At 68.2% G+C, this 18,289-nt stretch carries 14 protein-coding genes and 1 pseudogene; 3 read left to right on the forward strand and 12 right to left on the reverse strand.

Annotated features, from left to right (window positions below; genetic code table 11):
- From AC07WC_RS16815 to fusA, 3 genes and pseudogenes are all read right to left on the reverse strand, one after another.
- A pseudogene (locus AC07WC_RS16815) lies at nucleotides 1-291 on the reverse strand (IS5/IS1182 family transposase); the annotation flags it as partial.
- A 121-nt stretch (nucleotides 292-412) separates the two neighbouring features.
- Nucleotides 413-1,357, reverse strand: coding sequence for a M14 family metallopeptidase (locus tag AC07WC_RS16820; protein ID WP_495211019.1), 945 nt, complete (start codon nucleotides 1,355-1,357; stop codon nucleotides 413-415).
- 165 nt (nucleotides 1,358-1,522) lie between these two features.
- Nucleotides 1,523-3,571, reverse strand: coding sequence for an elongation factor G (gene fusA, locus AC07WC_RS16825; protein ID WP_495211020.1), 2,049 nt, complete (start codon nucleotides 3,569-3,571; stop codon nucleotides 1,523-1,525).
- A 572-nt stretch (nucleotides 3,572-4,143) separates the two neighbouring features.
- On the opposite strand from fusA, the gene AC07WC_RS16830 reads away from it, so the two are divergent.
- The gene (locus AC07WC_RS16830; RefSeq protein ID WP_495211021.1) at nucleotides 4,144-6,342 is read left to right on the forward strand and encodes a TonB-dependent siderophore receptor; all 2,199 of its coding nucleotides are present in this window, start codon (nucleotides 4,144-4,146) and stop codon (nucleotides 6,340-6,342) included.
- A gap of 9 nt (nucleotides 6,343-6,351) precedes the next feature.
- Here AC07WC_RS16830 and AC07WC_RS16835 read toward each other — a convergent pair whose 3' ends face one another.
- From AC07WC_RS16835 to AC07WC_RS16865, 7 genes are all read right to left on the reverse strand, one after another.
- Nucleotides 6,352-7,119, reverse strand: coding sequence for a heme ABC transporter ATP-binding protein (locus tag AC07WC_RS16835; protein ID WP_495211022.1), 768 nt, complete (start codon nucleotides 7,117-7,119; stop codon nucleotides 6,352-6,354).
- Entirely contained in the window at nucleotides 7,116-8,159 is a 1,044-nt protein-coding gene (locus AC07WC_RS16840; RefSeq protein ID WP_495211023.1) for a FecCD family ABC transporter permease, read from the reverse strand. Before AC07WC_RS16840 ends, AC07WC_RS16835 begins: the two co-directional genes overlap by 4 nt.
- Nucleotides 8,160-8,170: 11 nt before the next feature.
- Nucleotides 8,171-9,205: a heme/hemin ABC transporter substrate-binding protein gene (locus AC07WC_RS16845; RefSeq protein ID WP_495211024.1), complete on the reverse strand. Its 1,035-nt coding sequence runs from the start codon at nucleotides 9,203-9,205 to the stop codon at nucleotides 8,171-8,173.
- Nucleotides 9,206-9,274: 69 nt separating this feature from the next.
- Nucleotides 9,275-10,657, reverse strand: coding sequence for a YncE family protein (locus AC07WC_RS16850; RefSeq protein ID WP_495211025.1), 1,383 nt, complete (start codon nucleotides 10,655-10,657; stop codon nucleotides 9,275-9,277).
- 120 nt (nucleotides 10,658-10,777) lie between these two features.
- The gene (locus tag AC07WC_RS16855; protein ID WP_495211026.1) at nucleotides 10,778-11,785 is read right to left on the reverse strand and encodes an alpha/beta hydrolase; all 1,008 of its coding nucleotides are present in this window, start codon (nucleotides 11,783-11,785) and stop codon (nucleotides 10,778-10,780) included.
- Between the two features lie 82 nt (nucleotides 11,786-11,867).
- A complete protein-coding gene (locus AC07WC_RS16860; protein WP_495211027.1) occupies nucleotides 11,868-12,620 on the reverse strand; it encodes a hypothetical protein in 753 nt (250 codons plus the stop codon).
- 80 nt (nucleotides 12,621-12,700) lie between these two features.
- Nucleotides 12,701-13,309 (reverse strand): TetR/AcrR family transcriptional regulator, encoded by a 609-nt coding sequence (locus tag AC07WC_RS16865; RefSeq protein ID WP_495211028.1) that lies wholly within the window; start codon nucleotides 13,307-13,309, stop codon nucleotides 12,701-12,703.
- A gap of 75 nt (nucleotides 13,310-13,384) precedes the next feature.
- Here AC07WC_RS16865 and AC07WC_RS16870 point away from each other — a divergent pair, with 75 nt between their 5' ends.
- Together AC07WC_RS16870 and AC07WC_RS16875 are read left to right on the forward strand one after the other, a co-directional pair.
- Complete coding sequence (locus AC07WC_RS16870) at nucleotides 13,385-13,975, forward strand: NAD(P)H-dependent oxidoreductase (protein ID WP_495211029.1); 591 nt, start codon at nucleotides 13,385-13,387, stop codon at nucleotides 13,973-13,975.
- Between the two features lie 147 nt (nucleotides 13,976-14,122).
- Nucleotides 14,123-16,021 carry a glycoside hydrolase gene (locus AC07WC_RS16875; RefSeq protein WP_495211030.1) on the forward strand — a complete coding sequence of 633 codons (1,899 nt, stop codon included), beginning with the start codon at nucleotides 14,123-14,125 and terminating at the stop codon, nucleotides 16,019-16,021.
- 74 nt (nucleotides 16,022-16,095) lie between these two features.
- Here the strand turns inward: AC07WC_RS16875 and AC07WC_RS16880 are convergent, their stop codons facing one another.
- Together AC07WC_RS16880 and AC07WC_RS16885 are read right to left on the reverse strand one after the other, a co-directional pair.
- Nucleotides 16,096-17,541 carry an amidohydrolase family protein gene (locus AC07WC_RS16880; RefSeq protein WP_495211031.1) on the reverse strand — a complete coding sequence of 482 codons (1,446 nt, stop codon included), beginning with the start codon at nucleotides 17,539-17,541 and terminating at the stop codon, nucleotides 16,096-16,098.
- A gap of 113 nt (nucleotides 17,542-17,654) precedes the next feature.
- Entirely contained in the window at nucleotides 17,655-18,260 is a 606-nt protein-coding gene (locus tag AC07WC_RS16885; protein ID WP_495211032.1) for a glutathione S-transferase family protein, read from the reverse strand.
- Nucleotides 18,261-18,289 lie beyond the last annotated feature (29 nt).

The following is an 18,289-nucleotide window of genomic DNA, read 5'->3' on the forward strand; positions in this document are numbered from 1 at the left end:
CATGCATTGCCACCGGCAGGGGCGCATGCTGGCTTTGCAGCTCTCACCGCGCTCGTATTGGAGGCGATGGTGCTTGTTCTTTATCGCCCGCACCTTCGAGCGCTTCTGGGCAATGAAAAAGTCGCCTTGCAGCCCTCCAGTTCCGCACGCTTGTCCGCACCAGTGTAGCCGCTGCCGCCCAGCACGCATTCTTCCTTGCCGTGCAGAAGTTCATGAGTGACCGTTACCCCCCCCCACATTGCCAACAGTGCATTTTACGTGATTCACCAGCCCGGAAATTTCATCCGCCCCGAATTGAGGACCGGATCTGCTTGCGCCTGCCAAGGCCCTCGGCATCACCAAACGTCAGCTGTATGGTCGACCCTCAACAGGGGCACTCTTGTTCCAGATCTTGTCGGGAAGAGACCAGCACTTACAGCTGAACTGATGGTTCACAGCCCGGATGCGCCAACGCGAAATCCAACCCGGCACACACCGCCGCGATCTGGGCCGCATTGCACGCCTCCGGCGAGGTGCGCGGGCTGTCCGGATACACCTCGGTGGTGGTCGCATACCGCGCGTCGGTGAAGCCCGCACATGCGCCGATCGAGCGTGACTCACCCCAGACCACACCGGGTGACTGCAGCGGCATGCCGATCAGCTCGCCATTGGCATCGGCCGGGGCGATGTGCGTGACCTTCTCCACCGCCGCGATCAGCGCCTGCTGGAAGGCCGGCTGCGGATCCTCGCTGTTGCCGATCACATAGAACCCGTCCGGGATGATGTCCGGCACCAGGGCGATGCCATCGCGGGCGCAGCGCGCCGGATCGAACTCATGCAGATCGCTGTCGGTGGTTTCATGCAGGTCCATGTGCACCAGCAAGGTGTCGCCGCGCGCCGCGATCCAGCGCATCAGCGCAGCGGCTTCTTCGATCAGGCCTTCGCCCCGGAAGCTGCGGTTCGGGTCGATCGCCTCCGGATTCCAGCGCTGGATGCGCTCATAGCCCCACGGGCTGACGCAGGGCGCGACGATCAGGTTGATCCGGCCGGCATAGGCTTCGGCGTGTTGATCGAGGAATTCCAGGGCGCCATGCACGCCACTGGTTTCGTAGCCATGCACGCCACCGGTCACCAGTGCGGTCGGCAGGGCCGGATTCCAGTCGTGGCTGACCACGGCGAACAGGGGGTAATGGACCGGCGCATAGTCAAGCTGGCCGTACTGCACCACATCGAACCGCTCGCCCAGGCGCTCAAGCGCGGCCACCACATCGTCCTGGTAGCTGCGCTGGCGCTGCTGGCTGGCCCGCCACTGGGCGCGCTCGGCGTCGCCCCAGGGCTGGCCGGGCGTGCCGATCGGATAGAAATGCGTGTTGCTCATTGCGGTACTCCAGGAAGAATTCGGGTCGCTGCACCCACTGGGTGGCGCACGCCAGTGCGGCGGACATTCTAGCGGCGGGCGATGCGCCACGCTGTGCGGACTCCCACCGCTGGCATGAAAAGGGGAGCCGGTTGCCCGGCTCCCCCGTCCTTTCCACATCAACGCTCAGGCGGTCTGCGCCGCCTCATACCCGTTCAAGCGCATGTTGCTGGACGCGCGGCCCTGGGTGAGCGAGCGCAGCGAGGTGGTGTAGCCACCCAGCCGCGCCAGCGGGGCGTACCCCAGCACCTCGGCCTGACCGTCCTGGTCTTCGATCGAGGCCACGCGCCCGCTGCGCCGGTTGAGGTCGCCGACCACATCGCCGACGTTGCCCGACGGCGCGTGGATGGCGATCTCCATCACCGGCTCCAGCAGCTGCGTGCCCGCCTGCGCCAGCGCCGCTTTCACCGCCTCACTGCCGGCGCGATGGAAGGCCATGTCGGAGGAGTCCTTGACGTGGGTCTGGCCATCGACCAGCGTCACCTCGACGCCGACCACCGGATGCCCCAGCGGGCCCTCGCCCAGTGCGGCACGCACGCCCTTCTCCACCGCATTGACGAACCCGCGCGGAATCGCACCGCCCACCGTCCTGTCGACGAAGCGCACCTCGCCATCCTCGCGCGGCGCCACATCGATCAGCACCTGGGCGAACTGGCCCTGGCCGCCGGTCTGCTTGGCCACCTTGCCTTCCACCCGCTGCACCGCGCGCTTCGGGGTTTCCTGGTAGGCCACCCGTGGCTCGCCGGTGCGGACGTTGACGCCCCACTCCGTGCGCAGGCGCTCCACCATCACGTCCAGATGCAGCTCGCCCATGCCCCAGATCAGGGTCTCACCACTGTCCGCATCGGTCTCGACACGGAACGACGGATCCTCCTGCGCCAGGCTGGCGAGCCCCCGGCTGATGCGGATCAGGTCGGAAGCCTTCTCCGCGGTCAACCGCCACGCCAGCACCGCGTGCTGTGCCTGGATCGCATCCAGCAGCAGCGGGCGTGAAAGCGCACTCAGCGTTTCACCGCTGACCGCATCCTTCCAGCCCAGCACCGCCACGATGTCACCGGCCACGGCCTGCTTGATGTCGTGGGTCTGGTCCGCCTGCACCCGCACCAGCCGGCTGACCCGCCGGCCCTGTGCGTGCTGCGAGCTGGCCAGTGCATCACCGATCTTCAGCGTGCCCGAGTACACCCGCACGAAGCTCAGCGCACCGTGGTTCTGGTGCGTGATCTTGAACAGCAGTGCCGCGAGCGGGCCGTCGGGGTCGGGCGGCAGCAGCACCTCATTGCCGTTTTCGGTGGCGACCACGGCCGGGCGGTCCAGTGGCGAAGGCAGATAGTCGACCACCGCATCCAGCAGCGTCTCCACGCCCTTGCTCTTGAACGCCGAGCCGGCCAGCACCGGAACACCGGCGCCGGCCAGGGCGCCACGCCGGATCGCCGCACGCAGCTGTGCGTTATCGATCGCCGTGCCTTCCAGCCAGGCCTGCGCCAGCGCGTCGTCGGCATCGGCCACGGCTTCGATCAGCGCCTCACGCTGCGGGAGCCACTGCGCCGACTCCTCCGGCGTCCACGCATGACGCAACGCATTGCCCTTGTCATCCCAATGCACGGTGCTGCGATCGACCAGGTCCACCCAGCCGCTGAACTGGCTCTCGGCACCGACCGGCACGCCGAGCGCCCACGGGGTGGCCCGCAGTTTCTCGCGCAGCTGGGTGAGCACGCGTTCGAACGACGCGCCGGTGCGGTCCATCTTGTTGACGAAGGCGATCAACGGCACCCCATGGCGGCGCGCCTGGCGCCAGACCGATTCGGACTGCGGCTGCACGCCATCGACGGCGGAGAACACCGCCACCGCGCCATCCAGCACGCGCAGGGAGCATTCCACTTCGATCGCGAAATCGATATGGCCCGGGGTGTCGATCAGGGTCAGGTGATGGATCGGCTCATCGCGGGGCGCCCAATGCGCCTGCACCGCGGCCGCGCCGATGGTGATGCCGCGCTCGCGCTCGATCGCCGAGAAATCGGTAGTCGCGGCGCCGTCGTGGACTTCACCGACGCGGTGGATCTCGCCGGTTTTCCACAGCAGCCGCTCGGTGAGCGTGGTCTTGCCGGCGTCGATGTGGGCAATGATGCCGAGGTTGCGCCGGAGGGACAGGGTCTGGTTCTGGGTAGAGGTGTTCATGGAATGGGTCTCGCTGCCAACATCGGGGAGCCGCACGCCGCCGTTGGCTAACGGGCGTGCGGCCAGGTTTGGGGCTCGGCGATCTGGTGCATGGCACGTTCTCCTTCATCGATTTCTGCAGCGTGGAAACGAAAAGAGCGCCCGGTGGGCGCTCTGCTTGGGGTCCAGGGTGACCGGTGTTCCGGTCAGCTGCCTCGCACTCCGATTGGCAGACGCGCCCGTGCCGCGTAATCGCGGGTCAGGGTAAAAAACGTCAGAAGCGGCATCGAAGTCATGAGGGGGTCACCTGGGGTGTAGCCGGCATTGTAGCCCTCCCACGGCCGGTCACAAGCCCTTATTGAAACCATCTGTGGAACAGTGAGCATCGATCCGACGGAGTTGGCGCATGTCTGGCACGCTGGAGCGCGCCACCCGCCATGGATGCGAATGTGTCGCAATTGCGCATGTGCGAAGAATCCTTAAAATGGGGCCGTCTGCGTCGCCACCGGCGACGCCCGCACAGCGGGCCAATTCCCGTCGGGAGGCACCCGCGCCGCGCCGCTCCCTTCCTCCGCGTTCCCGAGTTGTTGCCCATGCCCTGCTCCCTGCCCCTGACCCCGCGCCGGTTGCGCCCCAACCTGCTGGCCCTGGCCTGCCTCGCCGCCGCGATCGTTCCCGCCGCCCACGCGCAGACCGCCACCGATCTGGATGCCGTGCGCGTCAATGCCTACCGCGCCGCCAACAGCGTCAGCGGTGCCACCAAGACCAACACCGCGCTGGCCGAGACCACGCAGTCGGTGTCAGTGATCGAGCGCGCGGAACTGGATGCGCGCGGCGTGCAGTCGCTCAATGATGCGATGCGCTACGTCGCCGGTGTCAGCCTGGAAAGCTCGGGCATCGACAACCGCGTCGATGATTTCCGCATCCGCGGCTTCGACGCCGGCAGCTGGGCCAACAACGTGACCCTGGATGGCATGCGCGCGCCGCAGGGCACGCAGTGGAACCGCAGCATGTTCGACAGCTGGAACCTGGAGCGCGTGGAAGTGCTCAAAGGGCCTTCCGCGGTGATGTACGGCCAGGTCGCGCCGGGCGGCATGGTCAACCAGGTCAGCAAGACGCCGACACCGCACCAGGAGCAGCAGCTGCGCGTGGGCGTGGATGCCAACGGCCAGTACAACGCGGCGTTCGACGTCGGCGCCGGCACGGCCGACGACGCGCATCTGTTCCGTCTGGTCGGCCTGTACCGCGACGGCGACACCCAGATCAAGCACACCGCGCAGCAGCACTGGTTCCTGGCGCCCAGTTACACCTGGCAGATCGCCGAGCGCACCCGCATCACCCTGCTCGGCCTGTACCAGAAGGACGACGGCGGTTCGACCTACCAGTTCCTGCCGATGGCCGGCACGCTCAACGCCACGCCCTATGGCCACATGAAGAACACCACCTTCATCGGCGAGCCGGGCTGGAACACCTTCGATCGCACGATGTGGACGGCGGGCTGGCTGTTCGAACACCAGTTCAACGACCACCTGACGCTGAGCCAGAGCGCACGCCGCACCCATGTCGATTCGCTGTACCGCGGCGTGGTCACCGATGGCGCGCTCAATCCCGACGGCCGCACCCAGAAGCGTCGCGCCACCTACGGCACCGGCGATTCCGATGGCGATACGCTGGATACGCGCCTGCAGGCACGCTTCGCCACCGGTGCGGTGGACCACACCCTGCTGCTGGGCTGGGATTGGCAGAAGGCGGACTGGGAAGGCGTGCGCGGCGCGATGAACAACCCCGCCCCGATCGACATCTTCAACCCGGTCTACAGCGGTTACACGCCGCGGGTGACCTCGCTGAGCCCCACCGAAGGCATCAACCGGCAGCGCGGCGTGTACCTGCAGGACCAGCTGGCGCTGGGCCAGTGGCGCCTGACCCTCGGCGGCCGCTACGACTGGACCAAGGATGACTCCTCCAGCACCACCCGCAACCTGGTCACCGGCGCAACGGTGCTGCAGCCGCGCAGCGTGATCAAGAGCGAGGCGTTCTCCGGCAATGCCGGGCTGCTGTACGTGTTCGACAGCGGGTTCACCCCGTATGTCAGCTACGCCGAATCCTTCCAGCCCTCCACCGCGAGTGCACTGCAGAGCTTCGAGCGGCGCGCGTTCGATCCGGTGTACGGCAAGCAGTGGGAGGCCGGCGTCAAATACCAGCCGACCAGCATCGACGGCCTGATCACGCTGGCCGTGTACGACCTGCGCCAGGAGAATCTGGTGACCCAGGATCCGGATCCGAGCCACAGGACCTGCGGCAACAGCGGCAATGCGCTGTGCTCGATCCAGGACGGCGAAGGCCGCATCCGTGGTGTCGAACTGGAAGGCCGTGTCACTCCGATGCAGGGCTTCAGCCTGATCGGTGCGGCGACCTGGATGGACTCGGAGATGACCCGCAGTGATCAGTACCAGGGCAAGGAGCTGGTCATGGTGCCCGACTACAGCGCCTCGTTCTGGGCGGACTACACCTTCCAGGGCGGTGCCCTGCAGGGCCTGAGCCTGGCGGCCGGTGCACGCTACAACGGCAAGAGTTACGGCGACAGCGCCAACCTGTATCTGATTCCGTCGTACACGCTGTTCGATGCCGCGATCCGTTACGACCTGGGCCAGTTCGGCAATACCCGCGTGCAGCTGGCCTTGAACGCCAGCAACCTGGCCGACAAGCGCTTCGTGTCGACCTGCACCGGCGTGTCGTCCTGCTATTACGGCAGCGGCCGCACCGTGATGGCGACCGCGCGCTTCGGCTGGTAACTCCCGGCGCTAGGGATCCGTCACCACCACCAGCGGCACATCGCGCTGCGGGTGCCGCAGCACCAGCACCGGTTGCTGGTAGACCCGTTCGATATGCGCACGGGTCAGCACCTCGGTCGGCGTACCGTCCGCGGCCACCCGGCCCTGCTCCAGCAGCACGATGCGGTCGGCATAGGCCGCGGCCAGATTCAGGTCATGCAGCACCACGATCACGCAGGCACCGGCATCGGCGAGTTCACGGACCGCACGCAGTGTGCGCTCCTGATGGCGCAGATCCAGCGCGGCAGTGGGTTCGTCCAGCAGCAACAACGGGGTGTCCTGGGTCAGCACGCGCGCGAACGTCGTCCGCGCCGCTTCGCCACCGGACAGATGCTCCACTTCCCGTTCGATCAAGGCGTGCAGGTCCGCGCGCGCCAGCGCATCGGCGATGCAGGCCGCGTCCTTCATCGGGTCCGGCGGATGCGGCAGGCGGCCCATGGCCACCACCTCGTGCACGCGGAAGGCAAACCGCACCGCGTGCTCCTGCGGCATCACCGCGCGCTCGCGGGCCAGCGCCTTGGCTTTCCAGGCGGCCAACGGTTGCCCGTGCAGCACGACCTCACCCTGTTCCGCGACCAGATCGCCGGCGGCCACCGCCAGCAGCGTCGATTTGCCCGCACCGTTGGGCCCGACCAGCGCCGTCACCGAGCCGGGCACGAAGTCCAGGGTGATGTCATCCAGGATGCGCCGCGCACCTCGGCTGAGCCGCACCGACCGCAGCTGCAGCAGCGCGCTCATGCGCCGCTCCGGTGCCGCTGACGCATCACCAGCCACAGGAAGAACGGTGCGCCCAGCGCGGCCGAGAACAGGCCCAGCGGAATCTCCGAGGGCGGGTCCAGCGTGCGCGCGGCGGTATCGGCAACCACGATCAGCAGCGCGCCGGCGACGGCCGAGACCGGCAGCAACCAGCGATGCCCGGGGCCCACCAGCAGGCGCACCACGTGTGGCACGACCAGGCCGACGAAACCGATCGAGCCGGCGAACGCGACCGCGGCACCGACCAGCAATGCGCTGAAGGCGATCAGCTTGAGCCGGGTGCGCTTCACATCCAGGCCCAGGTGCTGGGCCTGGCGCTCACCGAGCGCGAGCATGTCCAGCGGCGTGGCCAGCCGCAGCAGTGCGATCGTGCCGAGCACGAACACCGGCGCCACCGCCATCACATCCGTCCAGTCGGCCTGGGCCAGCGAGCCCATCTGCCAGAACACCAGCGACTGCAGTTCGCTTTCGCTGGCGATGTAGGTCAGGAAGCCGATCACCGCCGAGCAGAACGCGGCGATCGCGATGCCGACCAGCAACAGGGTCGCGGTGCCACTGCCCTGCCCCGGCCGTGCCAGCAGGTAGGTCAGGGTGATCGCACCGCCGGCACCGGCGAAGGCGGCCAGCGGCAACGTCCATGCACCGAAGGCACCCGCGCCCAGCACGATCGCCGAGACCGCACCCAGCGCGGCACCCTGGGTCACACCGACGATGCCGGGGTCTGCCAGCGGATTGCCGAACAGGCCCTGCAGGCTCGCACCGGCCATCGCCAGTGCGGCGCCGACCATGGCGCCCAGCAGGGCGCGCGGAATCCGCAGCTGCCAGACTACGGCCAGGTCACGGGTGCTGACGCTGGCCGGATCGGCCAACCCCAGCTTCACCCCGATCGCCTGCAGCACCTCCATCGGCGGCAGCCGCAACGGGCCCACCGCGAAGGATGCGATCACCGCGATCAGCAAGCCCACCGCGGCCCAGATCAACACGGTCGCGCCACGGCGACGCGCAGGACTCGACACCGCCATGCCTCACGCCCTCACGGGCGCGGAACCGTCGCGAATGCCGCGGCCAACGCCACCGCACCACTGCCCGAGGCGACGCTGGCCGACTTGAGCTCCACGTCCGGCATCACCCACACGCGGTTGGCCGCACCCGCCGGCGTCTGCCGCAGGGTCGGATAGGCGCGCCACAGGCCGGCCTGGCCACCGAACAGGGCCAGATCGTTCTCGGTCACCAGGATGACGTCCGGCGCAGCAGCCACCACGCCTTCGTTGCTCAACGCGGAATAGTTGGCCACCCCGGCTTCGTCGCCGATGTTGATGCCACCGGCCAGCGTGATCAGCTTGCCCGAGGCGCTGTCCGAACCGGCCACCGTCGGCGCGCCACCGGCACCGGTCGCGGAGACATGGATCACGCGCGGATGCCAGGCCAGCGCGGCCCCGCTGGCCTTGGCCGCATCCAGCTGCGACTGCACCTGCGTGGCCAGCGCTTCGCCCTGCTCGGCCATGCCGACCGCGGCGGCGACCTTGCGCACCTTGTCGGCGGCCGGCTGCAGATCGTCAACGATCACCGCTGCCTCGCCCGCGCCGCGCAGCTTGGCGGCCAGATCGGAGTGACGGCGCAGGCTGTTGCCCAGGAACAGCGTGCCCTGCAGGCTCAGCACGCCTTCCACGCCGGTGGTGCGGTTGAACAGGAATTGTTTGGGGGCCTTGCGCCCGGATGCGGTGGCCGAACGCAGCGGCGCGGCATACACCTGATCGTCCAGGCCGAGGGCTTCGAGCACGGCGATGATGTCATCCCCACCGGCGATGATCTTCGAGGTATCGGTCACCGTGGTGGCCACGCCGTCATCGGAGGTGACCTGCGCCGGCAGCTGCTGGGTGGCGCCCTCGATATCCGGCACGTCCACGCCGACCACGCGCTGCCAGCCCTCCGGCAGTGTTTCGGCGCTCTGCGCGGCAGCTGCCGCGACGGTGTCGGCGGCCGGTGCGGCAGGCTCTTTCGAGCAACCGGCGATCACCGCGACCAGGGACAGCGCCAGCAGGCTGCGGCGGACATCATTCGACTTCATGGCAGTTCCTCTTCAATCAGAACGGCGGGGCTGTTCGCCCCGCCGCCAAAGCAACGCAGTGCGCTGAACTCAGTTCGTGCGGGTGCTGATGCGGGTGATGCGGTCGCCCTTCGGATCCTGGGCATCACGCGACTTGTTGACGGCGAACACGTTGCCCTTGCCATCTTCGCGCACGTGGTTGGGGAAGGTGCCGCCCTCCAGGTTGCCGACCACCTTGCCGGTGCCATCGACCACGGTCACCGTGCCGGCGCCGCGATTGGTCACGTAGGCCAGCTTGGAGACCGGCTCGAAGGCCACGTTCAGCGCCCCCGCGCCGACCGGCACGTCGTGCAGCACCTTGCCGCTGGCGACATCGACGATCAGCAGGTTGTCGGTGCCCTGCGCGGCCACGTACAGGCGGCCCGCGGCGGCATCGTAGGCAACGCCGGAGGCGCTGATCGCGTTGCCCAGATCGATGACCTTCTCGACCTTGCCGGTGGCGGTGTCGATCACGGCCGCTTCGGGGGTGGCGATGCTGACCGTGAACAGCTTGCCGGCAGCCTCATCCAGCACCAGGCTCATCGGGGTGAACTTCTTGTCGTCCACGCCGGATTCCAGCGTGATCGGCGCCAGCGGCTGCAGCGTGCGCGCATCGAACACCGACAGATGGTCTTCGCCGGTCGCCGAGGCGAACACCTTGCCACTGCGCCCATCGACCACGACGTCGCGCGCATGCGGCACGGTGCCGACATCGAACTGGCGCACCAGCGACAGGTCCTTCTGGCGGTAGACCGCCACGGTGTCCTGGCGGGTGTTGGTGACCCACACGTTGCCGTTGGCATCGTCGGTGCCGACGCCGTACACCGCGAACACGGCGCCGTCCTTGCTGCCGGGCACCTGCGCCGGGGTGATCTTCGCGGTGACCTTCAGCGTCTTCGGATCCAGCTTGAGCAGCTGCGACTGGGTCACCGGCGGACGACCGACCGCCGCGGTGACGAACACCGCGTTGCTGGCCGCGCCGTAGGCCGACTGATACAGGCCCTGCACCAGTTTGGCGGAGGTCTGGCTGAAGTTCTGCTGGCCGCTCAGCGGCAGGTTCGGCGAGACGCGCAGCGACAGCACCGCCGCCGCGGACGGCTGGCTGGCGCGCACGATCACCGGCTGCTGGCCCGGCACCGCATCGGCCGGAATCGCGATGTTGCCCTTGAAGTTGCCATCGGCATCGACCACGTACGGCGTGGCATTGAGCACCGTCTCGCCGCGCAGCAGGGTGACCTGCTGGCCGGGCACGAACTGGCGGCCGATCACCTCGGCGTCGCTGCCCGGGACCACGTTCTGGCCGCGGCTGATCACTTCACCACGGAAGCCGTTGGCCGGGGCATCGAACACCGGCTGGGCGAACAGCGTCGGGCTGGCCAGCGACAGCGCGAGGGCCAGGGTGGCGACGCGCGGGAGGGATTTCAGGGTGTACATCAGTAGACTCCTTCTGTTGGGGGCGCGCCGGTTGGCGCGTTGTCACAGTGCTTGCCTTGGCGTGGCCGCGGTCCGTTGCGGCGGTGGCACAGGGCCACGGAACTGCCTGGGTAACGAAAATCAGGGGGCCGGCGCGGGCGTGCCGCTGCGGTCGGCGATGCCATACAGCTGGCTCAGGGTCGCCTTGAGCGAGGCCGGCAGCATCGGCCCATGGCCAAGGCCGGGGAATTCGCGGTACTGCACGGTCAGGCCCGGCACCTTGGCCAGGCGCACGGCGAGCTGCTGCGCGGCATCCGGGGTGGCACCACCGATACGGCGCAGATGCGCGACCACGCGCGGGTTGCTCATGTCGCGCACGCCGCGGTTGCCGGTGCGCTCATCACCGCCCAGCATCACCGTCAGCTGGGCCGGCTGGCTCTGGTTGTTGGCGATGAACTGGCGCTCCATGTCACCCAGCGGCGCACCCTGGCTCCACCACAGCGACGGGCTGGCCGACACGTAATGCTGGAAGGCGGCCGGGCGGGTATACAGCGTGCTGACCACGAACAGGCCGCCCAGCGAGTGGCCCCACAGCGACTGCTGCTGCAGGTCGATGCTGGCGCGGCGCTGCACTTCCGGCTTGATCCGGCGCTCGATCAGTTCCAGGAAGGCATAGGCACCGCCACCGCTGGACTGCGCTGCGCCGTTCTCATCGTCGGCGGTATCGATCCACGCGGTGTAATCCCGGGTGCGCGCCGGCGAATCCACGCGCAGGTCGTTGTCGTACCCGATGAACACCAGCACCGGCGCGGCATGCGCGGCCAGATCGGCGAGCATGGCCTGGTCGAGCACCATCGCCGCGGCATTGCCATCGAGCATGTACAGCACCGGGGCTGGGGTGGCGGCGGCCTTGGTCGGCACGCCGATGTTGACCCGCCAGCGGCGGGCCTTGTCGGGGCTGTCCAGCACGAAGTGTTCAAAGCGATAGCTCTGCGCCGGCTGATCCAGGACCGTCTCACCGACTTTCTGCTCCGGATTGCGCTGCTGCGCCACGGCCGGCGACAACGCGGCCATGCCGATGGCGGTCGCCACGCCCAGCGTGCGCAGCCACGGCGAAATGGAAGAGATCAGGGACGAAGAAACGATCATGACAACCCGACGCGAGAGACAGTGCTATCGCGCCAGTGTAACGCAAATGAGAATGGGTATCACTGACGTTGCGACATGCCGTTCAGCGCGCGCAGTCGCCCGCTGCGTTCCGCGCCGCACCCACGGTCGCGCCGCCGTCGCCACTGGCCGACATCCAGCCCTTCAACGACATCCCGTCCGGCAGCGTCTCCGCCATCGGTACCGGGGAGATCACCAGCTCACGCCAGGTGCCGACCGGCTCCAGTTCGGCCAGCCGGGCGGCCTTGTCGTCGTCGGTGCTGACAACGCCATCCGGCCCGGACGGCGGCTTCGAGGTGTTTCCGGTCTTGGTGGCCTTGACCCGCAGTTCGCCACTGGCCGCACTGGTCACCGCCACCGCGTACTGCTCCTTGCCGTAAGCCCACGGCGTTTCATGCTGCACGGTGGCGGTCTGGCCCGCAGCGGGCAGCTCGAGTGCATTGCCTGCGGCCGCCTGCACCATCGCCATGCCACCCATCACCGCCATGTACATGCCGTAGGCGCGCATTTGTTTCTGTTCCTGCGTCTTCGCCACCGGTGCACCCGGCCAGTCCGCCTCGAGATTGAAATGCGCCTTGCCGTTGCACAACCTCAGCACCACCGGCGCGCCCTCGCCCTCGCCGAGGCGGATCAGGCTGTCGCCGTTGCGGAACTGCTGCACGCGGCCCAGCAATGACGGACCGCTCGGCGGGACCTGGTTCACTTCGACGAGCGAGGCGGCTTCGAGACGCTCGTTCAACGAGATCGTCGCAGCGGTGGCAGGCAACGCCGCGCCGATCGCGGCAGCAAGTACGACAACGGTTTGCAAAGCGCGCATGGCATCCAGTCCAGAAGGGCGGGACATCATACGCGTGCGCCCACCCGCCGCCGCACGCATGGCACCGCCGTGCACTGCGCTCAGCCGCGCATCACCATCGCCGTGATCGTGGCGGCCAGTTCCTGCACGGCCTGCTCCGGTGTGATGTCCGCCGTGGTGGCCGCGGAGGAAAGTCCTTCGGCCGCGCCAAGCATTCCCCACAGCCCCGCCTGGCCCAGCACGCCGGCCGGCGCGAACGGTGACAGCAGCGCGCGGCACTGCTCGAGAAACACCACGTCGTACTCGCGTTTGACCCGCGCCAGTTCGGGCGAGCCCGCCAGGGCCGCCACCACGCCCGGAATTTCGCGCCCCTGTTTCATGACACAGGCAACGTAGGCATCGGCAATGACCTGCGCCTTCTCGGCGAGCGTCGGGCCACTGCCCGCCAGGCGCGCTTCCATCACCACGCCCTGGCGTGCATCGAAATCCTGGTACAGCGCCGCCAGCAGACCTGCCCGCGTACCGAAGTGGTCATACACCACCGGCTTGGTCACCCCGGCCTGCTCGGCCAGCCGCCCCAGCGTCAGCGCGTCGGTGCCTTCCTCACGGACCAGCCGCCAGGCCTGCTCCAGCAACTGGCGCAGGCGATCGTCGCGGGTCATGCGGCGGCGCGGAGCCGCAGGCGCGGAAGCATCGGACACGCTTGACATGGCTATATACCAATAGTAACTTACGAATCGTAACTTACCGGAAGTATACAGCCCCTCCCTGACCGCTGGAATCCCATGCACACCCTGATCGTCACCTCCCACCCCAACCCTGACGCACTCACCCATGCCGTCGCCCGCCGTATCGCCGATGGCATTGCCGCCGCCGGCAGCACAGTTGAACTGGCCGACCTGCATGCCGAGGGTTTCGACCCCCGCTATACCGCGCACGACCTGGACGCCCACCACCGCCTGGCGCCGTTCCCTGCCGACGTGCTGGCCGAACAGGCCCGCCTGGACCGCGCCGATGCGCTCGTGCTGGTGTTCCCGGTCTACTGGTGGAGCATGCCGGCACTGATGAAAGGCTGGATCGACCGGGTCTTTACCGGTGGCTGGGCCTACGACGACAGCAGCGGCCACGGCGTGCTCAAGAAACTGGGCCACCTGCCCGTCCATCTGGTCGGACTCGGCGGTGCCGATGAGCGCACCTGGCAGAAGCGTGGCTATGCCGAAGCGATGAAAACCCAGATCGACACCGGCATCTTCGATTACTGCGGCGCGCCGGTGCTGTCGTCCACGCTGATGCTGGAAACCGACACCGGCGATGCCCAGGTCCATCTCGACACCGCGCATGCACTGGGTCAGCGCATCGCAACCGCCGGCGGCTGAAACGGAAAACCGGGCCGGGCGCACGCTTTGCGTATCGCAGCGGCGGCGCCGGCCCAACTGTGACGTGCGGCAGACGCAGTGTCCGGCCACCGCTTTACGCTGCGGTGGTCGGCCTGCATCGCCCGTCGCCTCCGCCGGAACCTCCGCATGAAACATGTCCTGCTGCTCCTCCTGCTCCTGATCCCCGCCGCGCGGAGCCACGCGCTGACCTTGAGCAACGCGCACTGGCGGGTTGATATCGACCCCGCCACGCTGGCGGTCTCCACCCGCACTGCCGACGGCACGACGACCCGCATCTCCTCCCCCGGCGAGGTCGCCGCGGTGTCGGCCCTGGTGCAGACCACCGATACCGGCCGGTGGCAATGGGGCGAGGCGACGGGCGTGCGCGCTGAACTGGTCGGCGATACGCTGCAGATGCACTTCACCCGGACCACCGAGGGCAGCGTGCAATGGCCGCGACTGCCGGCCGGCCCGCATGCGCTGCTGCTGCCACTGCACGAGGGCTATTACCTTCCCGCCGACGACACCGTCTGGCGCGACGAGCTGCTCAACGCCTACGACGACATCAACACCACCGAAGACCTGACCCTGCCGGTGGTCGGCCTGGCCTGGCCGGACCGCGTGCTGTCGATCCTGTTCGCGACCCCGTTCAACAACCGCGTGCGCTTCAGTGCCGAGGGCGCGGGGGTTGCGGTCGCCGCCACGCACACGTTCAACACCCTCAACCAGACGGATCCGTACACCGTCATCGTCAGCCTGGACGCGCCCGACTGGTTGGCACCGGCCAAACGCTACCGGCAGTGGCTGCAGGCACAAGACGGCTTCGTGCCACTGAAGGACAAACTCGCGCGGCTGCCGGACGGCGACAAGCTGATCGGCGCCAGCCATCTGTATGTATGGGGCGACAGCGCACCGCCGCGTGTCATCCAGGCCCTGCAGGCGGCCCGTCTGCCGCGCCTCTGGCTGGGACTGCCCGACTGGACCGCCGGCGGGGCGAATCCGGAAGCGCTGGAAGCGGCCGTACAGGCTGGTTACCTGGTGGCCCCCTACGATTCCTATGACACCGCCTTGCCCGACGGTAATGACAACCCGTCCTGGCTGTCGGCGCAGCTGGGGCAGGATGCCTTCGAGCGCTGCGGGGTCATGAAACCCGACGGCCAGCGCGTCAAAGGCTTCCAGGGCAACGGGGTGTACACCAACGCAGCGTGCATCCGCCCGTTGATGGAGCGTCGGGTGCGCGATCTGCGCGCCCACACGCCGTACAACAGCTGGTTCCTCGATGTCGCGGCCACCGGGATGCTGTTCGATGACCTGGACCCGGCCAAGCCGACCTCGCAGGCACAGGACGCGGCCAATCGAAACGCCGCACTGGCCTGGCTGGCCGACACCGAAAAGCTGGTGGTCGGCTCCGAAGTGGGCGCGGCCGTGGTCAACCGGCATATCGTGTTCGCGCACGGCGCGCAGACCGCCGGCTTCGGCTGGACCGATCCACAGATGCGCCGGGAACGCAGTTCGCCGTACTACCTGGGCGCGTGGGCGCCGGAGGACCAGCCCGCCTTCTTCTTCAAGCAGAGCCAGCTCAAGCCACGCTACCAGCAGTTGTATTTCAATCCGGCCCGGCGCCTGCCCCTGCTGCAGGCCGCCTTCCACGACAGCGTGGTCAGCACCCACCACTGGACCCTGGACAGCCTCAAGTTCCGCGAGAGCCGCAGCACCACCGAACTGCTGCAGCAGCTCTACAACGTGCCGCCGCTGCTCAACCTCAGCGTGGCAACTGCCGCGCCGCGGATCGCCTACCTGCGCCAGCTCGATGCGTTCTTCCGGCCCGTGCATGAGCAGCTGTTCGACCAGGCCCTGGTCGACTTCCGCTGGCGCGATGCCGTCGGCCAAGTGCAGCAGACCACCTTCGCCGATGGCAGCGTGATCGTGGCGAATTTCTCGGATCGACCCCAGCAGGTGGATGGACGCACGCTGCCGGCGCGCAGCGCGACCGCCCGTCTGGCCGACGGCCGCACCGTGGACTTCACGTCACCGGCGTGGCCGTAGACCGGCACGCCACCCGACCGGCGTACCCCACGACCTGTGCGCGCCCACCGCCCCGGTGAGCGCGCGCCGAGGCGTCACTTCTTCGCCGCTTCAGCCTTCCACGCCGCGACCTTCTCCCTGGTCTGCGTCAGCAGCGCATCCAGCGCCTTGCGGTCATAGCCATGGCCGCGCAGCACCACGTACTGGATGCCGCGCGTCGCCTCGATGTCTTCCAGCGGATTGCGCTCCAGCAGCACCAGGTCGGCCGCTTTGCCCGGTGCCACCGCGCCGTAGCGGTCCAGGGTGCCGAACCAGGCCGGGCCTGCGCGCGTCGCCGCGGACAAGGCCTGCGCCGGGGTCAGCCCTTCCTTGACGAACAGCGACAGTTCGTCGTGCAGGCCGATGCCGGGATAGTTGAACGAGTTGAGGAAGCCCGCGTCGGTACCGGCCATGATCGTCACGCCGGCCTGCTGCAGCATCGGCAGCACCGCGGCGACCTGGTGGTACTCGCGATGGCGGGCGTCGATCTGCGCCGGGGTCGCCTTCGCCGCGCGCTCCACCCGCCAGCTGTAGGTGGCCTGCAGCTTCGGGCCGATGTAGGCCAGGTACGGATCGTCGCGATGGTCGTCCTGGTCCAGGAAGTCGAGGATGCGCCCGCCGTTGAGGGTCGGGGTCACGAACACGCCCTTGGCCGCGAAGCCGCGGTAGGCGGCCATCGCGGTGTCACGGTCGAAGCCGGCATCCAGGCGGGCATTGGCCTGTGCGCGGTCGATCCGCTTGGCGCCGAAGTCCGCGGCGATCGCTGCCTCATCCTTGACCCCTGCCTTGTAGGCATAGTCGAGGTGCTCGATCGAACTGATGCCCGCATCCACCGCCTGCTGCACGGTCAACGCCATCGGGATATGCCCGGAGGCACGCAGGCCATTGGCGCGCGCACCACGCACCGCCGCCAGGAACAGCTCCGGGGTCAGGGTGCTGTCGGTGATCTTGACGAAGTCGACGCGGTCGCGCTTCAGGCGCACGAAGGCGGCATCCAGGTCCGCCTGCGAGCCCACTTCGATGGTGCCCTTCCAGACCGGCTTGATGCCTTCGATCTTGGCACCCGAGGTGAACAGCTGCGGGCCGGCCAACTGGCCGCTGGCGATCTCGCCGCGCCACTGCAGGACCTGCTCGGGCAGGTCGCCGGAGGCGTCACGGATGGTGGTGATGCCATGGGCGATGTACAGCGGCAGCAGCGCCTTGTTCTCTTCGATGAGCGCCGGGCCGCCACCGAAATGCACGTGCATGTCCCACAGGCCCGGGATCAGATAGCGCCCCTTGCCGTTGACCTGCTCGCGGGCCTTCCACGCCTTGCGCATCTCGCGATCGCTGCCCACCGCGACGATGTCCTGGCCACGCACCACGACGGTCTGGTCCGGCACGGTGGCGGCGTGCTCGACATCGACCACGGTCGCGTGCCGGATCATCAGGTCGGCCTGCTCGGCCGCGAACGCGGAAGGGGCCAGTGCAAACAGCACGGGAAGGGCAAGACGCAGGGACATGGGCAGTGCACCGGAAAAAGGAAGAACCGGGCCACCTTACGGTCGGGCCCGGTCCATTCACCAGTTAAATTTTGGAATGCGCGTCATGCACATTCCAGATGGCGCGCCACGCCTCAGATCTCGCCCTGCATCGCCGGGCGCGCCTGCACCTGCTGCAGCCAGGCCGCCACCGCCGGATGCGCATCCACCGCTGCCCCCACGAAAGTGCCATAGCCGACCACCTGGGCCACCACCAGATCCACCAGCGAGTACGCCTCCCCCAGCATCCAGGGCTGCTGCGACAGGCGCGCCTCCAGCAGGCCCAGCAGTTCGTCGGCAGCGCGCAGACCGGCTGCGGCATGCTCGGCATTGCGCAGCGCCTCGTCCGTAGTGGCCAGCCACACGCGTCCGATCACGGCGCCATAGGTGACGTATGACCAGGTGCACCATGACATCGCCTCCAGCCGCGCCGGCGTGCCGTCCTGCGGCCACAGTCCCTTGGCCACGCCGTAGTGCTCGCCCAGCCACAGGTGGATCGCCAGTCCTTCGAACAACGGGGTGCCGTCCACCACCAGGCACGGCACCTTGCCGTTGGGATTGATCGCCAGGTACTCCGGAGTGCGCTGCTCGCCGGAACGGATATCGATCCGGACCCGCTCGTGCGGGACCGCCAGCTCGGCCAGGGCGCAGGCGACCGGGGTGGCGCTGGACATCGGGTGCCAATAGAAGACGAGGGACATCTGGGACTCCTTGAGGGGTAAGCGGTGCG

It is taken from the genome of Stenotrophomonas sp. GW821-FHT01H02A (assembly GCF_059422145.1).